The organism is Bradyrhizobium sp. IAR9 (assembly GCF_013408065.1).
Lineage (GTDB): Bacteria > Pseudomonadota > Alphaproteobacteria > Rhizobiales > Xanthobacteraceae > Bradyrhizobium.
Map to the genome: position 1 here is coordinate 369,832 of NZ_JACBZW010000003.1, position 17,761 is coordinate 387,592.

General features: G+C 64.5%; 17 protein-coding genes. 8 read left to right on the forward strand and 9 right to left on the reverse strand.

From position 1 onward, the window contains the following. Positions 1-38: 38 nt before the first annotated feature. On the forward strand, positions 39-938 hold the full coding sequence (gene mutM / locus GGD67_RS10775) for a bifunctional DNA-formamidopyrimidine glycosylase/DNA-(apurinic or apyrimidinic site) lyase (protein WP_179732607.1): 900 nt from the start codon (positions 39-41) through the stop codon (positions 936-938). Between the two features lie 227 nt (positions 939-1,165). Here the strand turns inward: mutM and GGD67_RS10780 are convergent, their stop codons facing one another. Next, on the reverse strand, positions 1,166-1,909 hold the full coding sequence (locus GGD67_RS10780) for a ParA family protein (protein ID WP_179732609.1): 744 nt from the start codon (positions 1,907-1,909) through the stop codon (positions 1,166-1,168). Between the two features lie 280 nt (positions 1,910-2,189). Further along, complete coding sequence (locus GGD67_RS10785) at positions 2,190-3,548, reverse strand: peptidoglycan-binding protein (protein ID WP_179732611.1); 1,359 nt, start codon at positions 3,546-3,548, stop codon at positions 2,190-2,192. Between the two features lie 248 nt (positions 3,549-3,796). On the opposite strand from GGD67_RS10785, the gene GGD67_RS10790 reads away from it, so the two are divergent. Next, positions 3,797-4,600 carry a molybdopterin-synthase adenylyltransferase MoeB gene (locus GGD67_RS10790; RefSeq protein WP_179732613.1) on the forward strand — a complete coding sequence of 268 codons (804 nt, stop codon included), beginning with the start codon at positions 3,797-3,799 and terminating at the stop codon, positions 4,598-4,600. Positions 4,601-4,609: 9 nt separating this feature from the next. Here the strand turns inward: GGD67_RS10790 and GGD67_RS10795 are convergent, their stop codons facing one another. Beyond that, positions 4,610-5,617: an aldo/keto reductase gene (locus tag GGD67_RS10795; RefSeq protein ID WP_179732615.1), complete on the reverse strand. Its 1,008-nt coding sequence runs from the start codon at positions 5,615-5,617 to the stop codon at positions 4,610-4,612. 117 nt (positions 5,618-5,734) lie between these two features. Between GGD67_RS10795 and GGD67_RS10800 the strand changes: the two genes are divergently transcribed. Next, complete coding sequence (locus tag GGD67_RS10800; RefSeq protein WP_179732617.1) at positions 5,735-6,646, forward strand: LysR family transcriptional regulator; 912 nt, start codon at positions 5,735-5,737, stop codon at positions 6,644-6,646. A gap of 3 nt (positions 6,647-6,649) precedes the next feature. Here the strand turns inward: GGD67_RS10800 and GGD67_RS10805 are convergent, their stop codons facing one another. Beyond that, positions 6,650-7,651, reverse strand: coding sequence for a D-glycerate dehydrogenase (locus tag GGD67_RS10805; protein ID WP_018323404.1), 1,002 nt, complete (start codon positions 7,649-7,651; stop codon positions 6,650-6,652). Between the two features lie 341 nt (positions 7,652-7,992). Between GGD67_RS10805 and GGD67_RS10810 the strand changes: the two genes are divergently transcribed. Then, positions 7,993-8,523 carry an SH3 domain-containing protein gene (locus GGD67_RS10810; RefSeq protein WP_018323403.1) on the forward strand — a complete coding sequence of 177 codons (531 nt, stop codon included), beginning with the start codon at positions 7,993-7,995 and terminating at the stop codon, positions 8,521-8,523. Positions 8,524-8,663: 140 nt separating this feature from the next. Here the strand turns inward: GGD67_RS10810 and irrA are convergent, their stop codons facing one another. After that, positions 8,664-9,155, reverse strand: a complete 492-nt coding sequence (irrA, locus tag GGD67_RS10815) for an iron response transcriptional regulator IrrA (RefSeq protein WP_014490952.1) — start codon at positions 9,153-9,155, stop codon at positions 8,664-8,666. Positions 9,156-9,502: 347 nt separating this feature from the next. On the opposite strand from irrA, the gene fabA reads away from it, so the two are divergent. The 3 genes from fabA (at position 9,503) to fabI (ending at position 12,235) form a co-directional block, all read left to right on the forward strand. Beyond that, on the forward strand, positions 9,503-10,024 hold the full coding sequence (gene fabA, locus GGD67_RS10820) for a bifunctional 3-hydroxydecanoyl-ACP dehydratase/trans-2-decenoyl-ACP isomerase (RefSeq protein ID WP_018323402.1): 522 nt from the start codon (positions 9,503-9,505) through the stop codon (positions 10,022-10,024). 39 nt (positions 10,025-10,063) lie between these two features. Further along, the gene (gene fabB / locus GGD67_RS10825) at positions 10,064-11,287 is read left to right on the forward strand and encodes a beta-ketoacyl-ACP synthase I (protein ID WP_018323401.1); all 1,224 of its coding nucleotides are present in this window, start codon (positions 10,064-10,066) and stop codon (positions 11,285-11,287) included. Positions 11,288-11,437: 150 nt separating this feature from the next. Then, on the forward strand, positions 11,438-12,235 hold the full coding sequence (gene fabI, locus GGD67_RS10830) for an enoyl-ACP reductase FabI (RefSeq protein WP_018323400.1): 798 nt from the start codon (positions 11,438-11,440) through the stop codon (positions 12,233-12,235). 117 nt (positions 12,236-12,352) lie between these two features. Here the strand turns inward: fabI and GGD67_RS10835 are convergent, their stop codons facing one another. The 4 genes from GGD67_RS10835 to GGD67_RS10850 form a co-directional block, all read right to left on the reverse strand. Beyond that, positions 12,353-12,949 (reverse strand): glutathione S-transferase family protein, encoded by a 597-nt coding sequence (locus GGD67_RS10835; protein WP_179732618.1) that lies wholly within the window; start codon positions 12,947-12,949, stop codon positions 12,353-12,355. Positions 12,950-13,083: 134 nt separating this feature from the next. Further along, a complete protein-coding gene (locus GGD67_RS10840; protein WP_026202925.1) occupies positions 13,084-13,923 on the reverse strand; it encodes a hypothetical protein in 840 nt (279 codons plus the stop codon). Between the two features lie 71 nt (positions 13,924-13,994). Next, positions 13,995-14,450: a GNAT family N-acetyltransferase gene (locus GGD67_RS10845; RefSeq protein ID WP_179732620.1), complete on the reverse strand. Its 456-nt coding sequence runs from the start codon at positions 14,448-14,450 to the stop codon at positions 13,995-13,997. A gap of 7 nt (positions 14,451-14,457) precedes the next feature. Then, positions 14,458-15,384 (reverse strand): hydrogen peroxide-inducible genes activator, encoded by a 927-nt coding sequence (locus GGD67_RS10850; protein ID WP_179732622.1) that lies wholly within the window; start codon positions 15,382-15,384, stop codon positions 14,458-14,460. Between the two features lie 114 nt (positions 15,385-15,498). Between GGD67_RS10850 and katG the strand changes: the two genes are divergently transcribed. Further along, a complete protein-coding gene (gene katG, locus GGD67_RS10855; RefSeq protein ID WP_179732625.1) occupies positions 15,499-17,664 on the forward strand; it encodes a catalase/peroxidase HPI in 2,166 nt (721 codons plus the stop codon). The last annotated feature ends 97 nt before the right edge of the window (positions 17,665-17,761 follow it).

Genomic DNA, 17,761 nt, shown 5'->3' on the forward strand with positions numbered 1-17,761 from the left:
GCGCTATCACACCGCCCTCATAAGGTGAATGCCTGACCATGCCTGAATTGCCCGAAGTCGAGACCGTCCGCCGCGGCCTTCAGCCTGTGATGGAGGGTGCGAAAATCCTGGTGGCGGAAGCCCGCCGGCCGGACCTGCGCTTTCCGTTCCAGCCGGATTTCGTGGCCCGGCTCCAGGGGCAGGTCGTCACGGGGCTCGGCCGCCGTGCAAAATATCTCATGGCCGATCTCGCCTCCGGCGACGTGCTCTTGATGCATCTGGGCATGTCGGGCTCGTTCCGCGTCATCAAGCCGGACAACGAGGCAGCTCCCGGCGAGTTTCACTATCCGAGGGGTAAGGACTCCACGCACGACCATGTACTGTTTCGGATGTCTTCCGGCGCCGACATCGTCTTCAACGACCCGCGCCGCTTCGGTTACATGAAAGTGATCGCACGTAACGCACTCGAGGATGAGCCGCTGCTGCGCGACCTCGGCCCCGAGCCGCTCGGCAACGAATTCGACGCCGCGATGCTGGCGCGGTCCTGCGAAGGCAAGACCACCAGCCTGAAGGCCGCGCTGCTCGACCAGCGCGTGGTGGCGGGACTCGGCAACATCTATGTCTGCGAAGCCCTGCATCGCTCGCATCTGTCGCCGCGCCGGATCGCGGCGACGCTCGCGACCAAGGGCCGCAAGGGCGTTGGCGGCGGCGAGCCGACCGATCATGCAAAGCGATTGGTAAGTGCGCTCCACACGGTGCTGAACGACGCCATCAAGGCCGGCGGCTCGTCCTTGCGCGACCATCGCCAGACCTCGGGCGAGCTCGGCTATTTCCAGCATTCGTTCAAGGTCTACGACCGCGAAGGCGAGACCTGCAAGACCTCGCGCTGCGGTGGCACGGTCAAGCGGTTCACGCAGAATGGCCGGTCCACCTTCTGGTGTCAGAAGTGTCAGAAGTGACGTAGCCCGTAGCCCGGATGGAGCGCAGCGAAATCCCGGGTCCAGCGTGACCGCGGAGAGACTTCCCGGATTTGCGCTGCGCTCCATCCGGGCTACGACGCGAAAATCGAGCGTCTACAAAAACCGCGAAGCGAAGCAATCCGGCCGGGCTGGTGGCCGGATCGCTTCGTCGCTGGGGCCCCTGCCGGATGGTGAAGGGCCGACTGCCGTCAGAGCGATTGCCCCGCTCAGGACGCCAGTGTCGTGGTCTCCTCTGCCGAAAGATCGGCAGCGACATGCAGCATGCCGTCGGTAGCCGACATCACCTGGTCGATCAGGACATTGGTCGTGGCGCTGAGCTCGAGCCGGGTCTCGATCCAGCGCCACAGGCCGCGGATCTCGTTCGCCGACTTCCCGTTCGGCGCGAATTCGCTCACGGCAAGGCCGCTCGCGAGCGAATCCTGGTGGTCGTTACGCATCACGATCAGCGGGCGCGCGAGCACGTCCGAAAGATCGAGCGCCGCTTCCTCGGCGAGGATGTTGGCGGCGTTGTCGATGCGCTGGCCGCGGATCGGCGTCTGGTTGAGCACGAAGCTGTAGGGCCGCTTCCAGGCGCGTGCGACGCTGAGCGTCGAGACGGTCGCCTCGATGTCGGCGACGCTCGGGCGGGCCGGGATCAGGCAGAGATCGGAATGGCGGATCGCAGCGGTGGTCGCGGCGCTGAGGCCGGCGGCGGTGTCGACGATCGCCAGCTGCAGGCCGCTGTCAGCCAGCATCTTCAGGCGCGGCTCGATGTCGGCGGCATGATAGATCGGCTCGACGACGAGATCATCGGCGGTGCGGCGGCGCTGCCAGTTCGACAGAGTGCCCTGCGGGTCGGTCTCGATCAGGCGGACGGTGAAGCCGGCCTGCTTGGCCGCGAGCGCGAGGCCGATGGCGAGCGTGCTCTTGCCGCTGCCACCCTTTTGGGTGGCCAGTACGATCGTGTGCATTTGAAGATCAATCCTTTGGAATGCTTGGGTCAGGAATACGCCACGCGAACGTGCATCGATCTCGATGCTGAGCCTTCTCGCTCAGGACGTGCCGGCCCGATCCAAAGGGGGATCGCGGAGGTCCGAATCAACAGTAACGATGATGGCGGAATGGGGATGGCCAGCTAATCCGTACCATTACTGGACCAGTAGTCGTACGTGTGATGATGCTCGCGGCTCAGTTGAACTCGTGTCTACTACGCGCCGCACCGCGTCCGGGACACGAGAGTTGGCGTTAAACCTACTTCCGCACGCAGATCACGCGCACGACGGCGGCCTTTGCGTCCGTCGACGTACCGTTCACCGTGACCTGTTTCGCCTTCAGGAAATCGCGCACGGCGTCCGCGGACACCATCACGGCCTGCGAGGCCGGCACCGATGTCGCGGGTCCTGCCACCATGGTCGGCTTCAACAACGCAATGCCGGCGAACTTGCCGTCGCCATCGATCGCCGGACCACCGGAAAATCCCACCGCCGGGGGAGGCGACAGTGCGGACTCGCTGCTCGTGACCGGTGCGAGTGCGCCCTTGACGGTCGAGACACTCGCCGCGCCGCCCTGGCTCTGCGGATCGGCGATGCCGACGACATCCACGTTCGTCTTGGCCGCGCCGCCAGCGAGGCTGAATGGCTTCAGGCCGCGCGCGCCGTAGATATGCAGGAGTGCAAGACCGCGCTCCTTGTCCTCGGCGAGGCGATCGGCGCTGCCATAGCCGGCGATCGTGATGGCGAGGCAGCCGTCGGTGACGAGCCGGTCGGTGACGATCGCGCCGTCATCGCTGACGACGAGGCCGGTGCCGTATTCGACGGTCTTGCGCGGCGGCGGCCCGGCTTGCGGTCCGGACGGAAACGCGTTGAACGCGCTCGACATCGCGATCACGACCGGCTCGACCGTGTTCTCGGTCGCCTGGTCGTAGAGGATCGTCATGGTGCGGACCTCGTCACCTCTAAAGGTGCCGCGGACGTAAAACTTCTTCAGGCCCTGCAATCCCGAGAGCACGAAGAAATCGGGCTTCACCACGGTGTAATCGACCTTGCGCCCGGACGGCTCCTTCTCCAGCTCCGCGAGTTTTGCCGCGGTCGGGTTCGCCTCCTTGCGGCGGCTGAGCAGCACCTGCACGGTTCCGGTCGGCGAGGTCCATTTCGAGCCGTTGGCGTCGCTCGCCTGCTGCGGCACCAGTTTCGAGGGGATGCCGAGCCGGGCGCCGCTGGTCGGCTCCGTCACGATCTTCCAGCCGACGCCGTCCTGCTTCTTTCGCGCCGTCTCGGCCAGCGCGGCGCGCTCCTGCGGATTGAGCACCCCGGTCGGCTTGCCGCCCTTGGCCTTCTGGTATTCCTTGACGGCGTTGACCATGCGCTCACTGACGTCGCCGGTGATGGCGCCGTTGTACTGGCCGACCCAGGCGAGGTCGGATTGCAGCGCCAGCCGCTCGGCTTTTGCCATCACATCCGCCGTCGCCGATGGCGTCTGCGTTGCCGGAGGCCGGATCGGCACGGTCTGGACCAGCTTCGGCTTGGTACCGGGGATCTGCGGCGTCGTCATCTGGGCGTGCGCGCCTGTGGCAGCCGCAAACATCAAGGTTGCCGCAAGCATCGATCTCATGACAAATCCAACCAGCCCATTGAACGCAATGCCATTGAAGCACATCTCGTTGGTCGCGAACAATGTTGCGGTGGTTCAGGTCTAAGCTCGAGCCGCGTACACAGGTCCTCATCCTGAGGAGCGGCCTCAAGGCCGCGTCTCGAAGGATGGCCGCGGCGAGATCGGGGCCTGCATGGTTCGAGACGGCGCTTTGCGCTTCCTCCCCATGAGGAGTGAGAGCGACGGCTTGGTAGGAGAGGCGTACGACGATGCTGAGCCCGGACGAACTGGAACGCTATGCCCGCCATATCGTGCTGCGCGACGTCGGCGGACCGGGCCAGGCGGCGCTGAAGCGCGCCTCTGCGCTGGTGATCGGCGCCGGCGGGCTCGGCGCGCCGGCGCTGATGTATCTGGCCGCCGCCGGCATCGGCACGCTCGGCGTGGTCGATGACGACGTGGTGTCGCTGTCCAACCTGCAGCGCCAGGTGATCCACACCACGCCCGATATCGGCCGGCACAAGGTCGAGAGCGCCGCCGAGCGGATTGCAGCGCTCAACCCGCATGTTCGCTTCGTCGGCCACGCCACCTGGCTGAATGCGGACAATGCGCTCAGCCTGATCGGCGACTACGACCTCGTGCTCGACGGCTCCGATAATTTCTCGACACGCTATCTGGTCTCGGACGCCTGCTTCTTCGCGAAGCGGCCGTTGATCACGGCCGCGCTCGGCACCTTCGACGGCTCGCTCACCACCATCCGCGCGCACGAGACCAACGAGCAGGGCGAATTCAATCCGACCTATCGCTGCCTGTTCCCGGAGGCGCCGCCGCCGGGTACCGTTCCTGCCTGCGCGGAAGCCGGCGTCATGGGTGCGCTGGCGGGCGTGCTGGGATCGATGATGGCGATGGAGGCGATCCGCGAGATCGTCGGTTTCGGCGACGGCCTCGTTGGCCGCCTCCTGATGATCGATGCGCGCGCGATGCGCTTCGAGACGCTGCGCTATTCGCGCGATCCGGCCAATCCGCTCAACGGCGACGGGCCTGTGATCACCGACCTCAGCGCCCATCGCACGTGATGGGCTGCGTTACGCCGTGGCCGGCTTCTCGCTATCGAGATGGGCCATCTGCTCGGCGGTGTAACGCGTGCCCGAGGCGACATCCGGCGGAAACGCCTTGGCCAGCGCCGCAAGATGCGCCGGTGTCAGCGTGACCCTGGTCGCGCCAAGCGCTTCGACGAGACGGGTGCGGGTCTTGGCGCCGACCAGCGGCACGATCTCTTTTCCCTGCGCCGCGACCCAGGCGATTGCGACCTGCGCCGGCGTTGCGCCGATTTCGCCGGCGATGGCACGCAGGGACTCCACCAGCACGAGATTGGCGTCGAGATTTGCGCCCTGGAAGCGCGGCGTCATCAGCCGGTAGTCCTTGCCGGCCGTGCCCGAATCCTTCGACCAATGGCCGCTGATCAGGCCGCGCGCCAGCACGCCATAGGCGGTGATGCCAATGCCGAGCTCGCGGCAGGTCTTGAGAATGTCGCGCTCGATGCCGCGCTCGATCAGCGAATATTCGATCTGGAGATCGACGATCGGATGCACGGCATGCGCGCGGCGGATGGTGTCGGAGCCGACCTCGGACAGGCCGATATGCCTGATGTAGCCAGCCTTCACGAGATCGGCGAGGCCGCCGATGGTCTCTTCAATGGGGACGTTGGGGTCGAGCCGTGCCGGGCGGTAGATATCGATATAGTCGGTGCCGAGCCGCTGCAGCGAATAGGCGAGGAAATTCCGGATCGCGGCCGGGCGGCAATCCATGCCGGTGAATTCACCGGCGGGGCCGCGCAGCGCGCCGAACTTGACGCTGATCTGCACCTTGTCGCGCGCCACATCCTTCAGCGCATCGCGGATCAGCATTTCATTGTGGCCCATGGCATAGAAATCGCCGGTGTCGAGCAGCGTGATGCCGGCGTCGAGCGCCGCCTGGACCGTGGCGATGCTCTCGCCGCGATCGGCCGGGCCATAGGCGTCCGACATGGCCATGCAGCCGAGACCAAGGGCAGAGACGCGGGGGCCGGTTGAACCGAGTTTGTGCTGTTCCATGATGGCTCTCCTCGAAAGCGGCAGGCTGATTGCGCCGCGTGACGGGCTGGATATGCACCTGGTCCATTGCGCCGATAAGCTGGACAATGCCGAATGGCTTGTTCATTGTAACGAACAATGACTGAGCCTGATCTGCGCGATCTCGACGTCTTCGTGGCGGTCGCCCGCACCCGCAATTTCCGGCGGGCGGCGATCGAGATTCGCGTGTCGGTGTCGAGCCTTAGCCAGCGCCTACGCGACCTCGAGGAGCGCCTTGGCGTCCGCCTGATGAACCGCACCACCCGCAGTGTCGCGCTGACCGAGGCGGGCGAGCTGCTGCTGTCGCGGGTGGCACCTGCGCTACGCGACGTCGGCGATGCCCTGGCGGAGGTGCGGGGCCTGCGCGAGGTGGCTTCCGGCCGCCTGCGCATCAACGCGCCGCCCCCGGCGGTCGATCTCGTGCTGGCGCCGATGGTCGGCCCGTTCCTCGCAGCGCATCCGCAGGTCGATCTCGACGTCGTGTCCGAAAGCGGTTTCGTCGATATCGTGAGCGGGGGCTACGATGCCGGCGTGCGTTATGGTGAGCATCTCGCGCAGGACATGGTGGCGATCCCGCTGAGCGGTCCGCAGCACTATGTCGTCGTCGCCTCGCCCGATTATGTCGCGCGCCGCGGCGAGCCGAAGCATCCGAAGGATTTGCTCGAGCATGATTGCATCCGCGCCCGGTATTCGAGCGGCGTCATGCACGATTGGGAGTTCGAGAAGGCCGGCCAGATCGTGAAGGTCGATCCGCCGGCAAAGCTGATCTCCACGAACATGACCCTTGCCCTGCGAGCCGCGCTCGATGGTGTGGGCGTCTGGGCAACGATCGACGGTTATGTCGGCGATGCCGTAGAGTCCGGCGCGCTGGTCAGCCTGATGGAAGATTGGTGCGAGCCGTTTCCCGGCCCGTTCCTGTATTACCCGAGCCGGCGCCAGACGCCGCCCGCGCTGCGCGCCTTCATCGATTTCGTCGCCGACTGGCGCAAGCGCGAGACGCGCGGGAAATAAACCTCAGAGCATGCTCGGCAGCACGCGATCCGGCGGCTTGTGGGCGTCGAGGAAGGTGCGGATGTTGATGATCACCTTCTCGCCCATCTCGACGCGGCCTTCGATCGTGGCCGAGCCCATATGCGGCAGCAACGTCACCTTGCCGGCCTTGGCAAGCCGCACCAGCTTGGGGTTGACTGCAGGCTCGTGCTCGTAGACGTCGAGCCCGGCGCCGCCGATCTCGCCGCCTTCGATCAGCTTGATCAGCGTGTCCTCGTCGGTCACCTCGCCGCGCGCGGTGTTGACGATATAGGCGTCCTTGCGGATCAGCTTCAGCCGCCGCGCCGAGAGCAAATGATAGGTCGCCGGCGTGTGCGGACAGTTCACCGAGATGATGTCCATCCGCGCCAGCATCTGGTCGAGGCTTTCCCAATAGGTCGCGCCAAGCTCCTCGGCGATCTTCGGCGCGACGGGACGGCGGTTGTGATAGTGGATCTGCAGCCCGAAGGCGCGGGCGCGGCGCGCCACCGCCTGGCCGATGCGACCCATGCCGATGATGCCGAGCCGCTTGCCGCCGATACGGTGGCCGAGCATCCAGGTCGGCGACCAGCCCGGCCAGGGCTTTCCTTCGGTCAGGATCGAGGCGCCTTCGATCATCCGCCTGGGCACGGCGAGGATCAGCGCCATGGTCATGTCGGCGGTGTCCTCGGTCAGGACCTTGGGCGTGTTGGTGACGGTGATGCCACGGGCATGCGCGGCCTCGACGTCGATATTATCGACGCCGTTGCCGAAATTGGCGATCAGCCGCAGCTTGCAGTCGGGCTGGTTGATGATGTCGGCGCTGATATGGTCGGTGACGGTCGGAACCAGCACGTCGGCGGTGCGTGCGGCTTCCGCGATCTGGTCGGCGGACATCGGCGTGTCCTCGAGATTGATCCGCGCGTCGAACAATTCGCGCATCCGCGTCTCGATCGAATCCGGCAGCTTGCGCGTCACCACGACGAGGGGCTTTTTCTTCACCGACATGTCCTGCTCTCATGAGGCGTCGCAAGCCGCCTCTGTCGCCAAAGGCCGGTCGTTGAGGTCTCATTAACCCGGTTGTTCGACACTGCCCTTGCCGTGTCCGTCCCCGGCGTTTCCTTCAAGCTCTCCCGATATTTCCGGCCGGAAAATCGGGGCAAACTGGTTGTTCAAGTGCCCGTCCTCTCTAGCAGAAGGCCGGGCCAAGACAAGAACCACGGGTCAAGGCTTCAAGGAGCCCGGTTTGGGGAACACCCGCGGGGGGCGGGTCAGGGGATTGCGCGGCAGGTTTTGGAATTTGGGGTGAGGACCGGGCTCGGGCCGGGTCTTCGACAGGAGACGGGTTGATGGCGTTGGGGCGTTTTTGTTCGGTAATGGCGCTCGTTTGCACCTGGTTGAGCGCTTCGGTCGGCCCCTCGCATTCGGCCAAGGACACCACGCCCCAGACCGCCAGCGGCCTGCCGGTGCCGCGCTATGTCAGCCTCAAATCGGATCACGTGAACGTCCGGGCCGGCCCGACCAAGGACAATGACGTGGCCTGGGTCTACACCCGTTCGGGCCTGCCGGTGGAAATCACCGCCGAATTCGAGAATTGGCGCCGGGTGCGCGATTCCGAAGGCGCCGAGGGCTGGGTCTATCACTCGCTGCTGTCGGGCCGCCGCACCGCGGTCGTCACCATGAAGCACAAGGACGACCTCGCCCCGATCTACGATCGCGCCGATCTCGACAGCGCGGTTGCAGCAAGACTCCAGGCCGGCGTCGTCACGCAGGTAAAGAAGTGCGCTGCAAACTGGTGCCGCGTCACCGGCAACGGTTTTGACGGCTGGATCCAGCAGGAGCGCCTCTGGGGCGTGTATTCGGACGAGCAGGTGAACTGACGCTGCTGTGGTCCCGGCGAACGCCGGGACCATAACCACAGGGTTCAATCGTTTTGGGAGGCGTCAACCGGCGTGCCTCATTGAGGAATCACGCAGTATGTGTCCCGGCGTTCGCCGGGACGACAATAGAGTTGTGAGGTTCAGCGCTTCTTGCGCAGGCGCACGACCATGTCGATGCGCGCGATCTCGTAACCCTCCGGCACTTCCGGCATCTTGGACAGCGCCAGATGCGGATCCTCGATGTCGACCAGCTCATGGCTGTTCTCGAGGTAGTAGTGATGGTGGGTGGTGACGTTGGTGTCGAAATAGGTCTTGGTGCCGTCGACGCTGACCTGGCGGAGCAGGCCCGCATCGGTGAGCTGGTTCAGCGTGTTGTAGACCGTCGCCAGCGACACCGGAACCTTGGCGAGCGTCGCTTCCTCGTAGAGCATTTCAGCCGTGAGGTGGCGAGCACCTTTGCCGAACAACAGCCAGCCCAGTGCCATGCGCTGACGCGTCGGACGGAGCCCGGCGGACTGGAGCATTTCGTTGACGTCGTGCCAGGGGCAGCCGGTGAGAGCCGGCTGGCGGCCGGACAGCAGGGCCGCGGAGTGGACGTCGTCGTCGTGATGGGGCGCAGTATTCTCGCTCATTTCCAGATTTCGGGCACGCGTGAACAATATCTTTCAGCAATATAAGAACAGAAAGATGCAGATGCAAGTTTCTCGCAACTAGAGAGGTTCTAATAAGGCTTGGAACCGGCCCGGTATCGCGTCATTTTACCTTCATGGATGCACTTTGCTACCCGAAATGGCCTGTGTTAGAGAGCGCGCGGTTCCGCTTAGCCGATTTTGGCGCAGCCGGGCACGAGGCCCGGTCCGCAGTCCATCCGGGGCATGCGGACGCAGCGCCTGACAGTGGCAATTGGCGTTGCTCTCCGACCGAAACGGGGCCCATTTTCGCCAAAAAGCGCCGCTCGGAATTCAAACAGAGGCTCTGCATGCTGAACAGGCGCAACGGTTACGAATACGAAGATCTGCTGGCCTGTGGCCGCGGCGAGATGTTCGGCCCGGGCAATGCCCAGCTGCCGTTGCCGCCGATGCTGATGTTCGACCGCATTACTGACATCAACGACAATGGCGGCGAGTTCGGCAAGGGGCTGGTGCGCGCCGAGCTCGACGTGAAGCCCGACCTCTGGTTCTTCGGCTGCCACTTCAAGAACGATCCGGTGATGCCCGGCTGCCTCGGCCTCGACGCGCTTTGGCAAATGGTCGGCTTTTACCTGGGCTGGACCGGAGGCGAAGGTCGTGGTCGCGCGCTTGGCCTGAACGAGCTGAAGTTCAGCGGCCAGGTGCTGCCCGAGGCCCGTAAGGTTGTGTACAACGTCGATATCAAACGCGTGATGCGTTCAAAGCTGGTGCTCGGTATCGCCGACGGGTGGCTTTCGGTCGATGACCAGATTATTTATCGCGCCAAGGACTTGAAGGTCGGCCTGTTCAAGCAGGGCACGAGCCTGGGCTGAGCGCATCACCAAGACAACAACGATTGAGGCGAGGCTGTCATGAGGCGGGTTGTGGTCACCGGGATGGGCATCGTCTCGTCGATCGGAAACAACACCCAGGAAGTGCTTGCGAGCCTTCACGAGGCGAAGTCGGGCATTTCGCGGGCTGAGAAATATGCCGAGCTCGGCTTCCGTTCGCAGGTAGCGGGCGCGCCGTCGCTCGATCCCGCGACGGTGGTCGACCGCCGCGCGATGCGTTTCCTCGGTCAGGGCGCGGCATGGAATCACGTCGCAATGGAACAGGCGATCCAGGACTCCGGTCTTTCGCCTGACGAAGTCTCCAACATCCGCACCGGCATCATCATGGGCTCCGGCGGCCCCTCCGCCCGCACCATCGTCGAATCCGCCGACATCACCCGCACCAAGGGACCGAAGCGCGTCGGACCTTTCGCAGTGCCGAAGGCGATGTCGTCCACGGCCTCCGCGACGCTTGCGACCTGGTTCAAGATCAAGGGCGTGAACTATTCGATCTCGTCGGCCTGCGCGACGTCGAACCATTGCGTCGGCAATGCCTATGAGACGATCCAGATCGGCAAGCAGGACGTCATCTTCGCCGGCGGCTGCGAGGAGCTGGACTGGTCGCTCTCCGTGCTGTTCGACGCCATGGGCGCGATGTCCTCGAAATACAACGACACGCCCGCCACCGCCTCGCGGCCCTACGACGTCAACCGCGACGGCTTCGTCATCGCCGGCGGTGCCGGCGTGCTGGTGCTGGAAGAGCTCGAACATGCCAAGGCGCGCGGCGCCCGCATCTACGGCGAGATCGTCGGCTACGGCGCGACCTCGGACGGCTACGACATGGTCGCGCCCTCGGGCGAAGGCGCCGAGCGCTGCATGCGCATGGCGATGTCGACGGTGAAGACCAAGGTCGACTACATCAATCCGCACGCGACCTCGACCCCGGCCGGCGATCCGCCGGAGATCGATGCGCTCCGCCGCGTGTTCGGAAGTGGCGAGAAGTGCCCGCCGATCTCGGCGACCAAGGCGCTGACCGGCCACTCGCTGGGCGCCACCGGCGTGCAGGAGGCGATCTACTCGCTGCTGATGATGAATAACGGCTTCATCTGCGAGAGCGCACATATCCAGGAGCTCGATCCCGTGTTCGCCGACATGCCGATCGTGCGCAAGCGCATCGACAACGCCAAGATCGGCACCGTGCTGTCGAACTCCTTCGGCTTCGGCGGCACCAACGCCACGCTGGTGTTCAGCCGGCTGGATGTGTGATCACCGACCCTGTCATGCCCCGCGAAAGCGGGGCATCCAGTACGCCGCGGCTTCTCGATCGATCATGACCGTCACTGGAATACTGGATCGCCCGCCCCAGTGCGCAGCGCGCACAAGGCGGGCGATGACCTCAGGATAATGGGAACGACAATGGAAGGTCTGATGAAAGGCAAGCGCGGTCTGATCATGGGCATCGCCAATGATCATTCGATCGCCTGGGGCATGGCGAAGACGCTGCACGCCCACGGCGCCGAGCTTGCCTTCACCTTTCAGGGCGAGGCCCTCGGCAAGCGCGTCAAGCCGCTGGCGGAGCAGCTCGGTGTCGACCTCGTGCTGCCGTGCGACGTCGAGGACATCGCCAGCGTCGATGCGACCTTCGATGCGCTCCGTGAAAAATGGGGCAAGCTCGATTTCGTCATCCACGCGATCGGCTTTGCCGACAAGAACGAGCTGAAGGGCCGCTACGCCGACACCAGCCGCGAGAACTTTTCACGCACCATGGTGATCTCCTGCTTCTCGTTCACGGAGGTCGCAAAGCGCGCCGCCGAGCTGATGACCGAAGGTGGCAGCATGATCACGCTGACCTTCGGCGCCTCCGAGCGCGCGATGCCGAACTACAATGTGATGGGCGTGGCCAAGGCGGCGCTGGAAGCCTCCGTGCGCTATCTCGCCTCCGATTTCGGACCGCGCGGCATCCGCGTCAACGCGATCTCCGCGGGCCCCATCCGCACACTCGCGGGCTCCGGCATCGGCGAGGCGCGCGCGATGTTCGCCTTCATGCAGAAGCATTCGCCGCTCCGCCGCGGCGTCACGCTCGACGAGCTCGGCGGCTCGGCGCTGTACCTGCTGTCGGATCTCTCCGGCGGCGTGACCGGCGAGATCCACTATGTCGATTCCGGCTACAACATCGTCCTGATGCCGCGGCCTGACGATTTGAAGGCGGAATAGACGACGCTGCCGTAGGGTGGGCAAAGGCGCGCAAGCGACGTGCCCACGATCTCTCAGCGGTTGTCATAGATAGAAGACGTGGGCACGCTACGCTTTGCCCACCCTACGAGAGTTCGGCTAACCCTCCGCGATCTTCTCTGCCCGCTGGAACGCGGGACGTGCCATGCAGCGCGCGATATAGGCATCGAAGGCGGGCCGCGACGGCACCATCTTGAACAGGCGCACCGCGTAATTCAGGCCCGAGCCGATCGTGATGTCGGCGGCCGAAAACTCCTCGCCGAGAATCCACGGCCCCTTGGCAAGCGCAGCCTCCAGCACGTCGAACACCTGCGTCGCGCTGCCCCAGGCTGCGGTCGAGGTCGGGATCTCGATCTTGGTGAAGATCTGGATGATGGCGGGCTCGATGCAGCTCGGTGAGAAGAACAGCCATTGCAGATAGCGCGCGCGGCGCGGATCGGTTACGGCAGGCGCCAGCTTGGTCTCGGGATAGCGGTCGGCAATGTAGGCGCAGATCGCGGCGGCCTCGCCGAGTGCGGCGTCGCCGTCGCTGAGCGCGGGCACCTTGCCCATCGGATTGATCTTCAGATAGTCCGGCGCCTTCTGCGCGCCGGTCGAGATGTCGGTCAGCACGCGTTCATAGGCGAGGCCGCTCTCTTCCATCAGCCAGAGCGTCGTGAACGAGCGCGAGCGGGGCGACCAATAGAGCTTGATCATGGCGCGGAACCTTCCATCGGCGTGAGGCGGGCGAGGCTATTCATCGCGTGTCTGCTTCGAAATCGCAACGCACTACGGTTGGTCCGATGCAGCGTTCGGTCGTCAACATCTTGGTCGACGCGAATGAGTGCGTGTCAGTCTTGCTTCAGATAGCCGGGAAGCCCCCGATCGAGCCTGTCGGTGATGAGCGCCCGCGTTCTCTCGCGCAGGATCGCGCTGCTCGAAGCGGTCGCGGGCGGGTTGGGGAACTGGTCATTGTCGAGCTTGTTAAGCGGGTCTTCGGTCAGTCGCATACTTGCGGCGAAGTTCGCGCCGAAATTTACAAAGGGGCGCTTGATCTCCTCGTAGCTCCGGCCGTCGATCAGGTTGATCGAGATGTTCGCGAACAAATGCGAATGCCGGATCAGATTTCCGAGCCCTTGGTTGAATGTGCCGATTCCGTTCAACATCATGCGGCTGCCCGGCAATTCGCCCTTGTATGTCGTCGCAACCAGATAGCGATCGCAGCTCACGTTCGGCGTGATGCCACGCACGATCGCTGGCAGGCGTTCGTTGGGATCGGGAATGAATCGCGATTTCGGATGATAGAACGGTTCGAAGGCACCCTTGGGGTAGGCGATCCTGCGAACACCGGGATCGCCGCCTGTTGCCGCTTTCACGCGCGCAAATACGAGATCGTCGAGACCCCAGTCGATAGGAACTTCGGCCTCCTCGTTCTCGAAGATGGTCAGCCCGAACTTCTGGACGGAGTAGCGCTCCCCGATCACAGAGATTACGCCGAGCTTGCAGGGGCCGACGTCCACCGCTTGCGGCTTGTTCGCTGCCGGCTGCTTGGCCTTCGGCGCAGCCTTTTTCGCAACAGGCTTGGCTGTTGCTGGGGGTGTGGCAGTTGGTGGAGTGGAGGGAGACTGGGCCCATCCGGTCGATGCACAAAGCGACGCGAACAGGGCGGCGACGGCGAGATTGCGTAACATGACTCGGGAGCTGAAGTTGCTGAGATGTAATCCGAAAACTAGAGCGTGCGGGGCGCCTCCGCAAGCAGAACCTATGACGTCTTCTGCCACCGGTAATATTTCATCATGAACCCGTTCGACGGCTCGATCTCCTCTTTCTCGAACACAAAGCCTTCGCGCTCGTACCAGCGCCAGGCTTTTTCGTTCTCGCGCACGCAGCGCAGATACATCTCATCCGGCATTTGCGTGCGGGCGAAGGCGAGCAGCTTTCGCCCGAGCGATTGCCCCTGATAGGCGGGTCCAACGAAAAGCATATCCAGATAGAGTTTTGGCACATGCAGCGCCAGCATGGCGGCGATCGTGCCGCGATCATCGGCGACGAACAGGCTCCAGCCGTTCTCGATCTCGCGTCGGATGCGGGCGCGGAGATTGGCGAGCAGAAAGTCGCTGGCCTCGCCGAACCCGGTCGAGACCCAGCTCTCCATCCAGACGCGGCCGACCTCGTCATATTCGTCGGCGCGGGCGAGGCGGATGATCGGTTGCGACATTGGAGCCTCAGGCCCGCTGGCTGCGTACAGGTGGGCGTGCGCGCACCTTGCCGGCCGACAGGCACACCACTTCGGAGATTTGCAGCAGCTGCCGCGCCAGCGGGCTGGTCTTGCGCCAGACCATGCCGATGGTGCGCGATGGCTGCGGGTCGCGGAAGCGCGCGAGCGAGACCGAGGCCGATCGCGTTTCCACCGGCACCGCCATCTCCGGGATCAACGTGACCCCGATGCCGGCGCTGACCATCTGGACCAGCGTCGACAGCGAATTGGCATCCAGCATCTCGCGCGGCGGCGCCGACTGCATGTTGCAAAACGACAGCGCCTGATCGCGGAAGCAGTGTCCCTCTTCGAGCAGCAACAGCCGCATCTCGCGCATCATCTCGCGCGACGGCGCCGGGGTCCCTTCATCCGCGCTCGGCCGGACCAGCAGGAATTTCTCCTCGAACAGGGCGACCTCGGTGAGCGAAGGCTCGGACACCGGCAGCGCCACGATGGCGGTGTCGAGCCGGCCTTCCACCAACTCCTGGATCAATCGCGGCGTCATGGTCTCGCGCACACGGATGTCGAGCTCCGGATGCATGCGCGTGAGATTCTTGGTGATGGTGGGCAGCAGATACGGCGCGATCGTCGGGATCATGCCGATGCGCAGGCGGCCGGCGAAGCGGTCCTGCGAGGCGCGGGCGAAATCGCCGAGCTCATCGACCGAGCGCAAAATGTCGCGGACGCGTTGCGCGAGCTCCTCGCCGAACCGCGTCAGCGCCACCTGCCGGGCGCTGCGCTCGAGCAGCAGGCCGCCGAGCGTCTCCTCCAACTCCTTGATCTGCATCGACAAGGCCGGTTGCGAGATGGAGCAGGACTCGGCCGCGCGGCCGAAATGCCCGTGACGCGCCAGGGCGTCGAAATACCGGAGCTGGCGCAGCGTCAGGTTTATCATCAGAAAATCCTATCGCAGCGATCATTAAAGTCAACTTTACCTGATAGGACGCGACGCTTAGAGTGGTTCTACCTGGTCAAAGGCGCGAGTTCGACGCCACCAGAGGAGGTATTCATGGACGACACTTCGAAGTGCCCGTTTTCGGGTGGAAAACGCGTGCCAGCGAACCGCGATTGGTGGCCAACTCAGCTCAGCATCGAGATGCTGCACAAGAATTCCGGCCTATCCGATCCGATGGGCGACGAATTCGACTATGCCAAGGAATTCAAGACGCTCGACCTTAAGGCGGTGGTCAAGGACCTGACCGCGCTGATGACGGACTCGCAGGAGTGGTGGCCAGCCGATTTCGGTCACTATGGCGGTCTCATGATCCGCATGGCCTGGCACAGCGCAGGCACCTACCGCATCACCGACGGCCGTGGCGGCGCCGGTGCCGGCCAGCAGCGTTTCGCGCCGCTCAACAGCTGGCCCGACAACGCCAACCTCGACAAGGCGCGCCGGCTGCTGTGGCCGATCAAGCAGAAATACGGCCGCAAGCTCTCCTGGGCCGACCTGATGGTTCTCGCCGGCAACGTCGCGCTGGAATCGATGGGCTTCAAGACCTTCGGCTTCGCCGGCGGCCGCGCCGACGTCTGGGAGCCGGAAGAGCTCTATTGGGGTCCCGAAGGCACGTGGCTTGGTGATGAGCGCTACAGCGGCGAACGCCAGCTCGCCGAGCCGCTCGGCGCGGTGCAGATGGGCCTCATCTACGTCAATCCGGAAGGCCCGAACGGCAAGCCGGATCCGGTCGCTGCGGCCAAGGACATCCGCGAGACCTTCGCCCGCATGGCGATGAACGACGAAGAGACCGTCGCGCTGATCGCCGGCGGCCACTCCTTCGGCAAGACACACGGCGCCGGCGATCCGTCGCTGGTCGGTCCGGAGCCGGAAGCGGGCGCGCTCGAGGATCAAGGCCTCGGCTGGAAGAGCAAGCACGCTTCGGGCCTCGCCGGTGATTCCATCACCAGCGGTCTCGAAGTGACCTGGACGGCGACGCCGACCAAGTGGAGCAACAACTTCTTCGAGAATCTCTTCAATTTCGAATGGGAGCTGACGAAGAGCCCGGGCGGTGCGAACCAGTGGACGGCCAAGGGCGCCGACGCGATCATTCCCGACGCCTTCGACAAGTCGAAGAAGCATCGGCCGACGATGCTGACCACCGACCTCTCGCTGCGCTTCGATCCGGCCTACGAGAAGATCTCGCGTCGCTTCCTGGAGAACCCGGATCAGTTCGCGGACGCCTTTGCCCGCGCCTGGTTCAAGCTCACCCATCGCGACATGGGGCCGATCCAGCGCTATCTCGGCCCGCTGGTGCCGAAGGAGACGCTGATCTGGCAGGATCCGATTCCGGCCGTGAATCACGAGCTGGTCAGCGAGCAGGACATCGCTGCGCTGAAGAACAAGATCCTGGCGTCGGGTCTGTCGGTCTCCGAGCTGGTCTCGACCGCGTGGGCGTCGGCCTCGACGTTCCGCGGCTCGGACAAGCGCGGCGGTGCCAACGGCGCACGCATCCGCCTTGCCCCGCAGAAGGATTGGGAGGTGAACCAGCCGGCTCAGCTCTCCAAGGTTCTCGGCAAGCTCGAAGCGATCCAGAAGGACTTCAACGCGTCTTCAGGCGCGAAGAAGGTCTCGCTCGCGGACCTCATCGTGCTCGGCGGTACCGCCGCGGTCGAGAAGGCCGCCAAGGATGCCGGCGTCGACGTGAAGGTCGGCTTCACGCCGGGCCGCATGGATGCTTCGCAGGAGCAGACCGATGCTGAGTCCTTCGCGCCGCTCGAGCCGCGGGCCGATGGCTTCCGCAACTATGTCGGCAAGAAGCATCAGTTCCTGCAGCAGGAAGAAGCCCTCGTCGATCGCGCCCAGCTGCTCAGGCTCACCGGTCCGGAAATGACGGTCCTGCTCGGTGGTCTGCGCGTGCTCGGCGCCAATGCGAACGGTTCGAAGCATGGCGTTCTCACTTCGAAGGTGGGCACGCTCAGCAACGACTTCTTCGTCAATCTGCTCGACATGAGTGCGCAGTGGACGCCGGTGGCCGACGGCAGCTACGAGGCCCGCGACCGCAAGACCAACGCGGTGAAGTGGACTGGCACGCGCGTCGATCTGATCTTCGGTGCGCACTCCCAGCTCCGCGCCTTCGCCGAGGTCTATGCCACCTCGGACTCCAAGGAGAAGTTCGTAAAGGACTTCGCCAAGGCCTGGACCAAGGTGATGAACCTCGACCGCTACGACAGCGCGGGCTGAGGTCGACTGATCTCACCTCGGGCTCGGTGCAACCTCTCCCGCTTTGCGGGGGAGGTCGCGCCGAAGGCGCGGGTGGGGGCTCTCTCGTCGTTGGGAG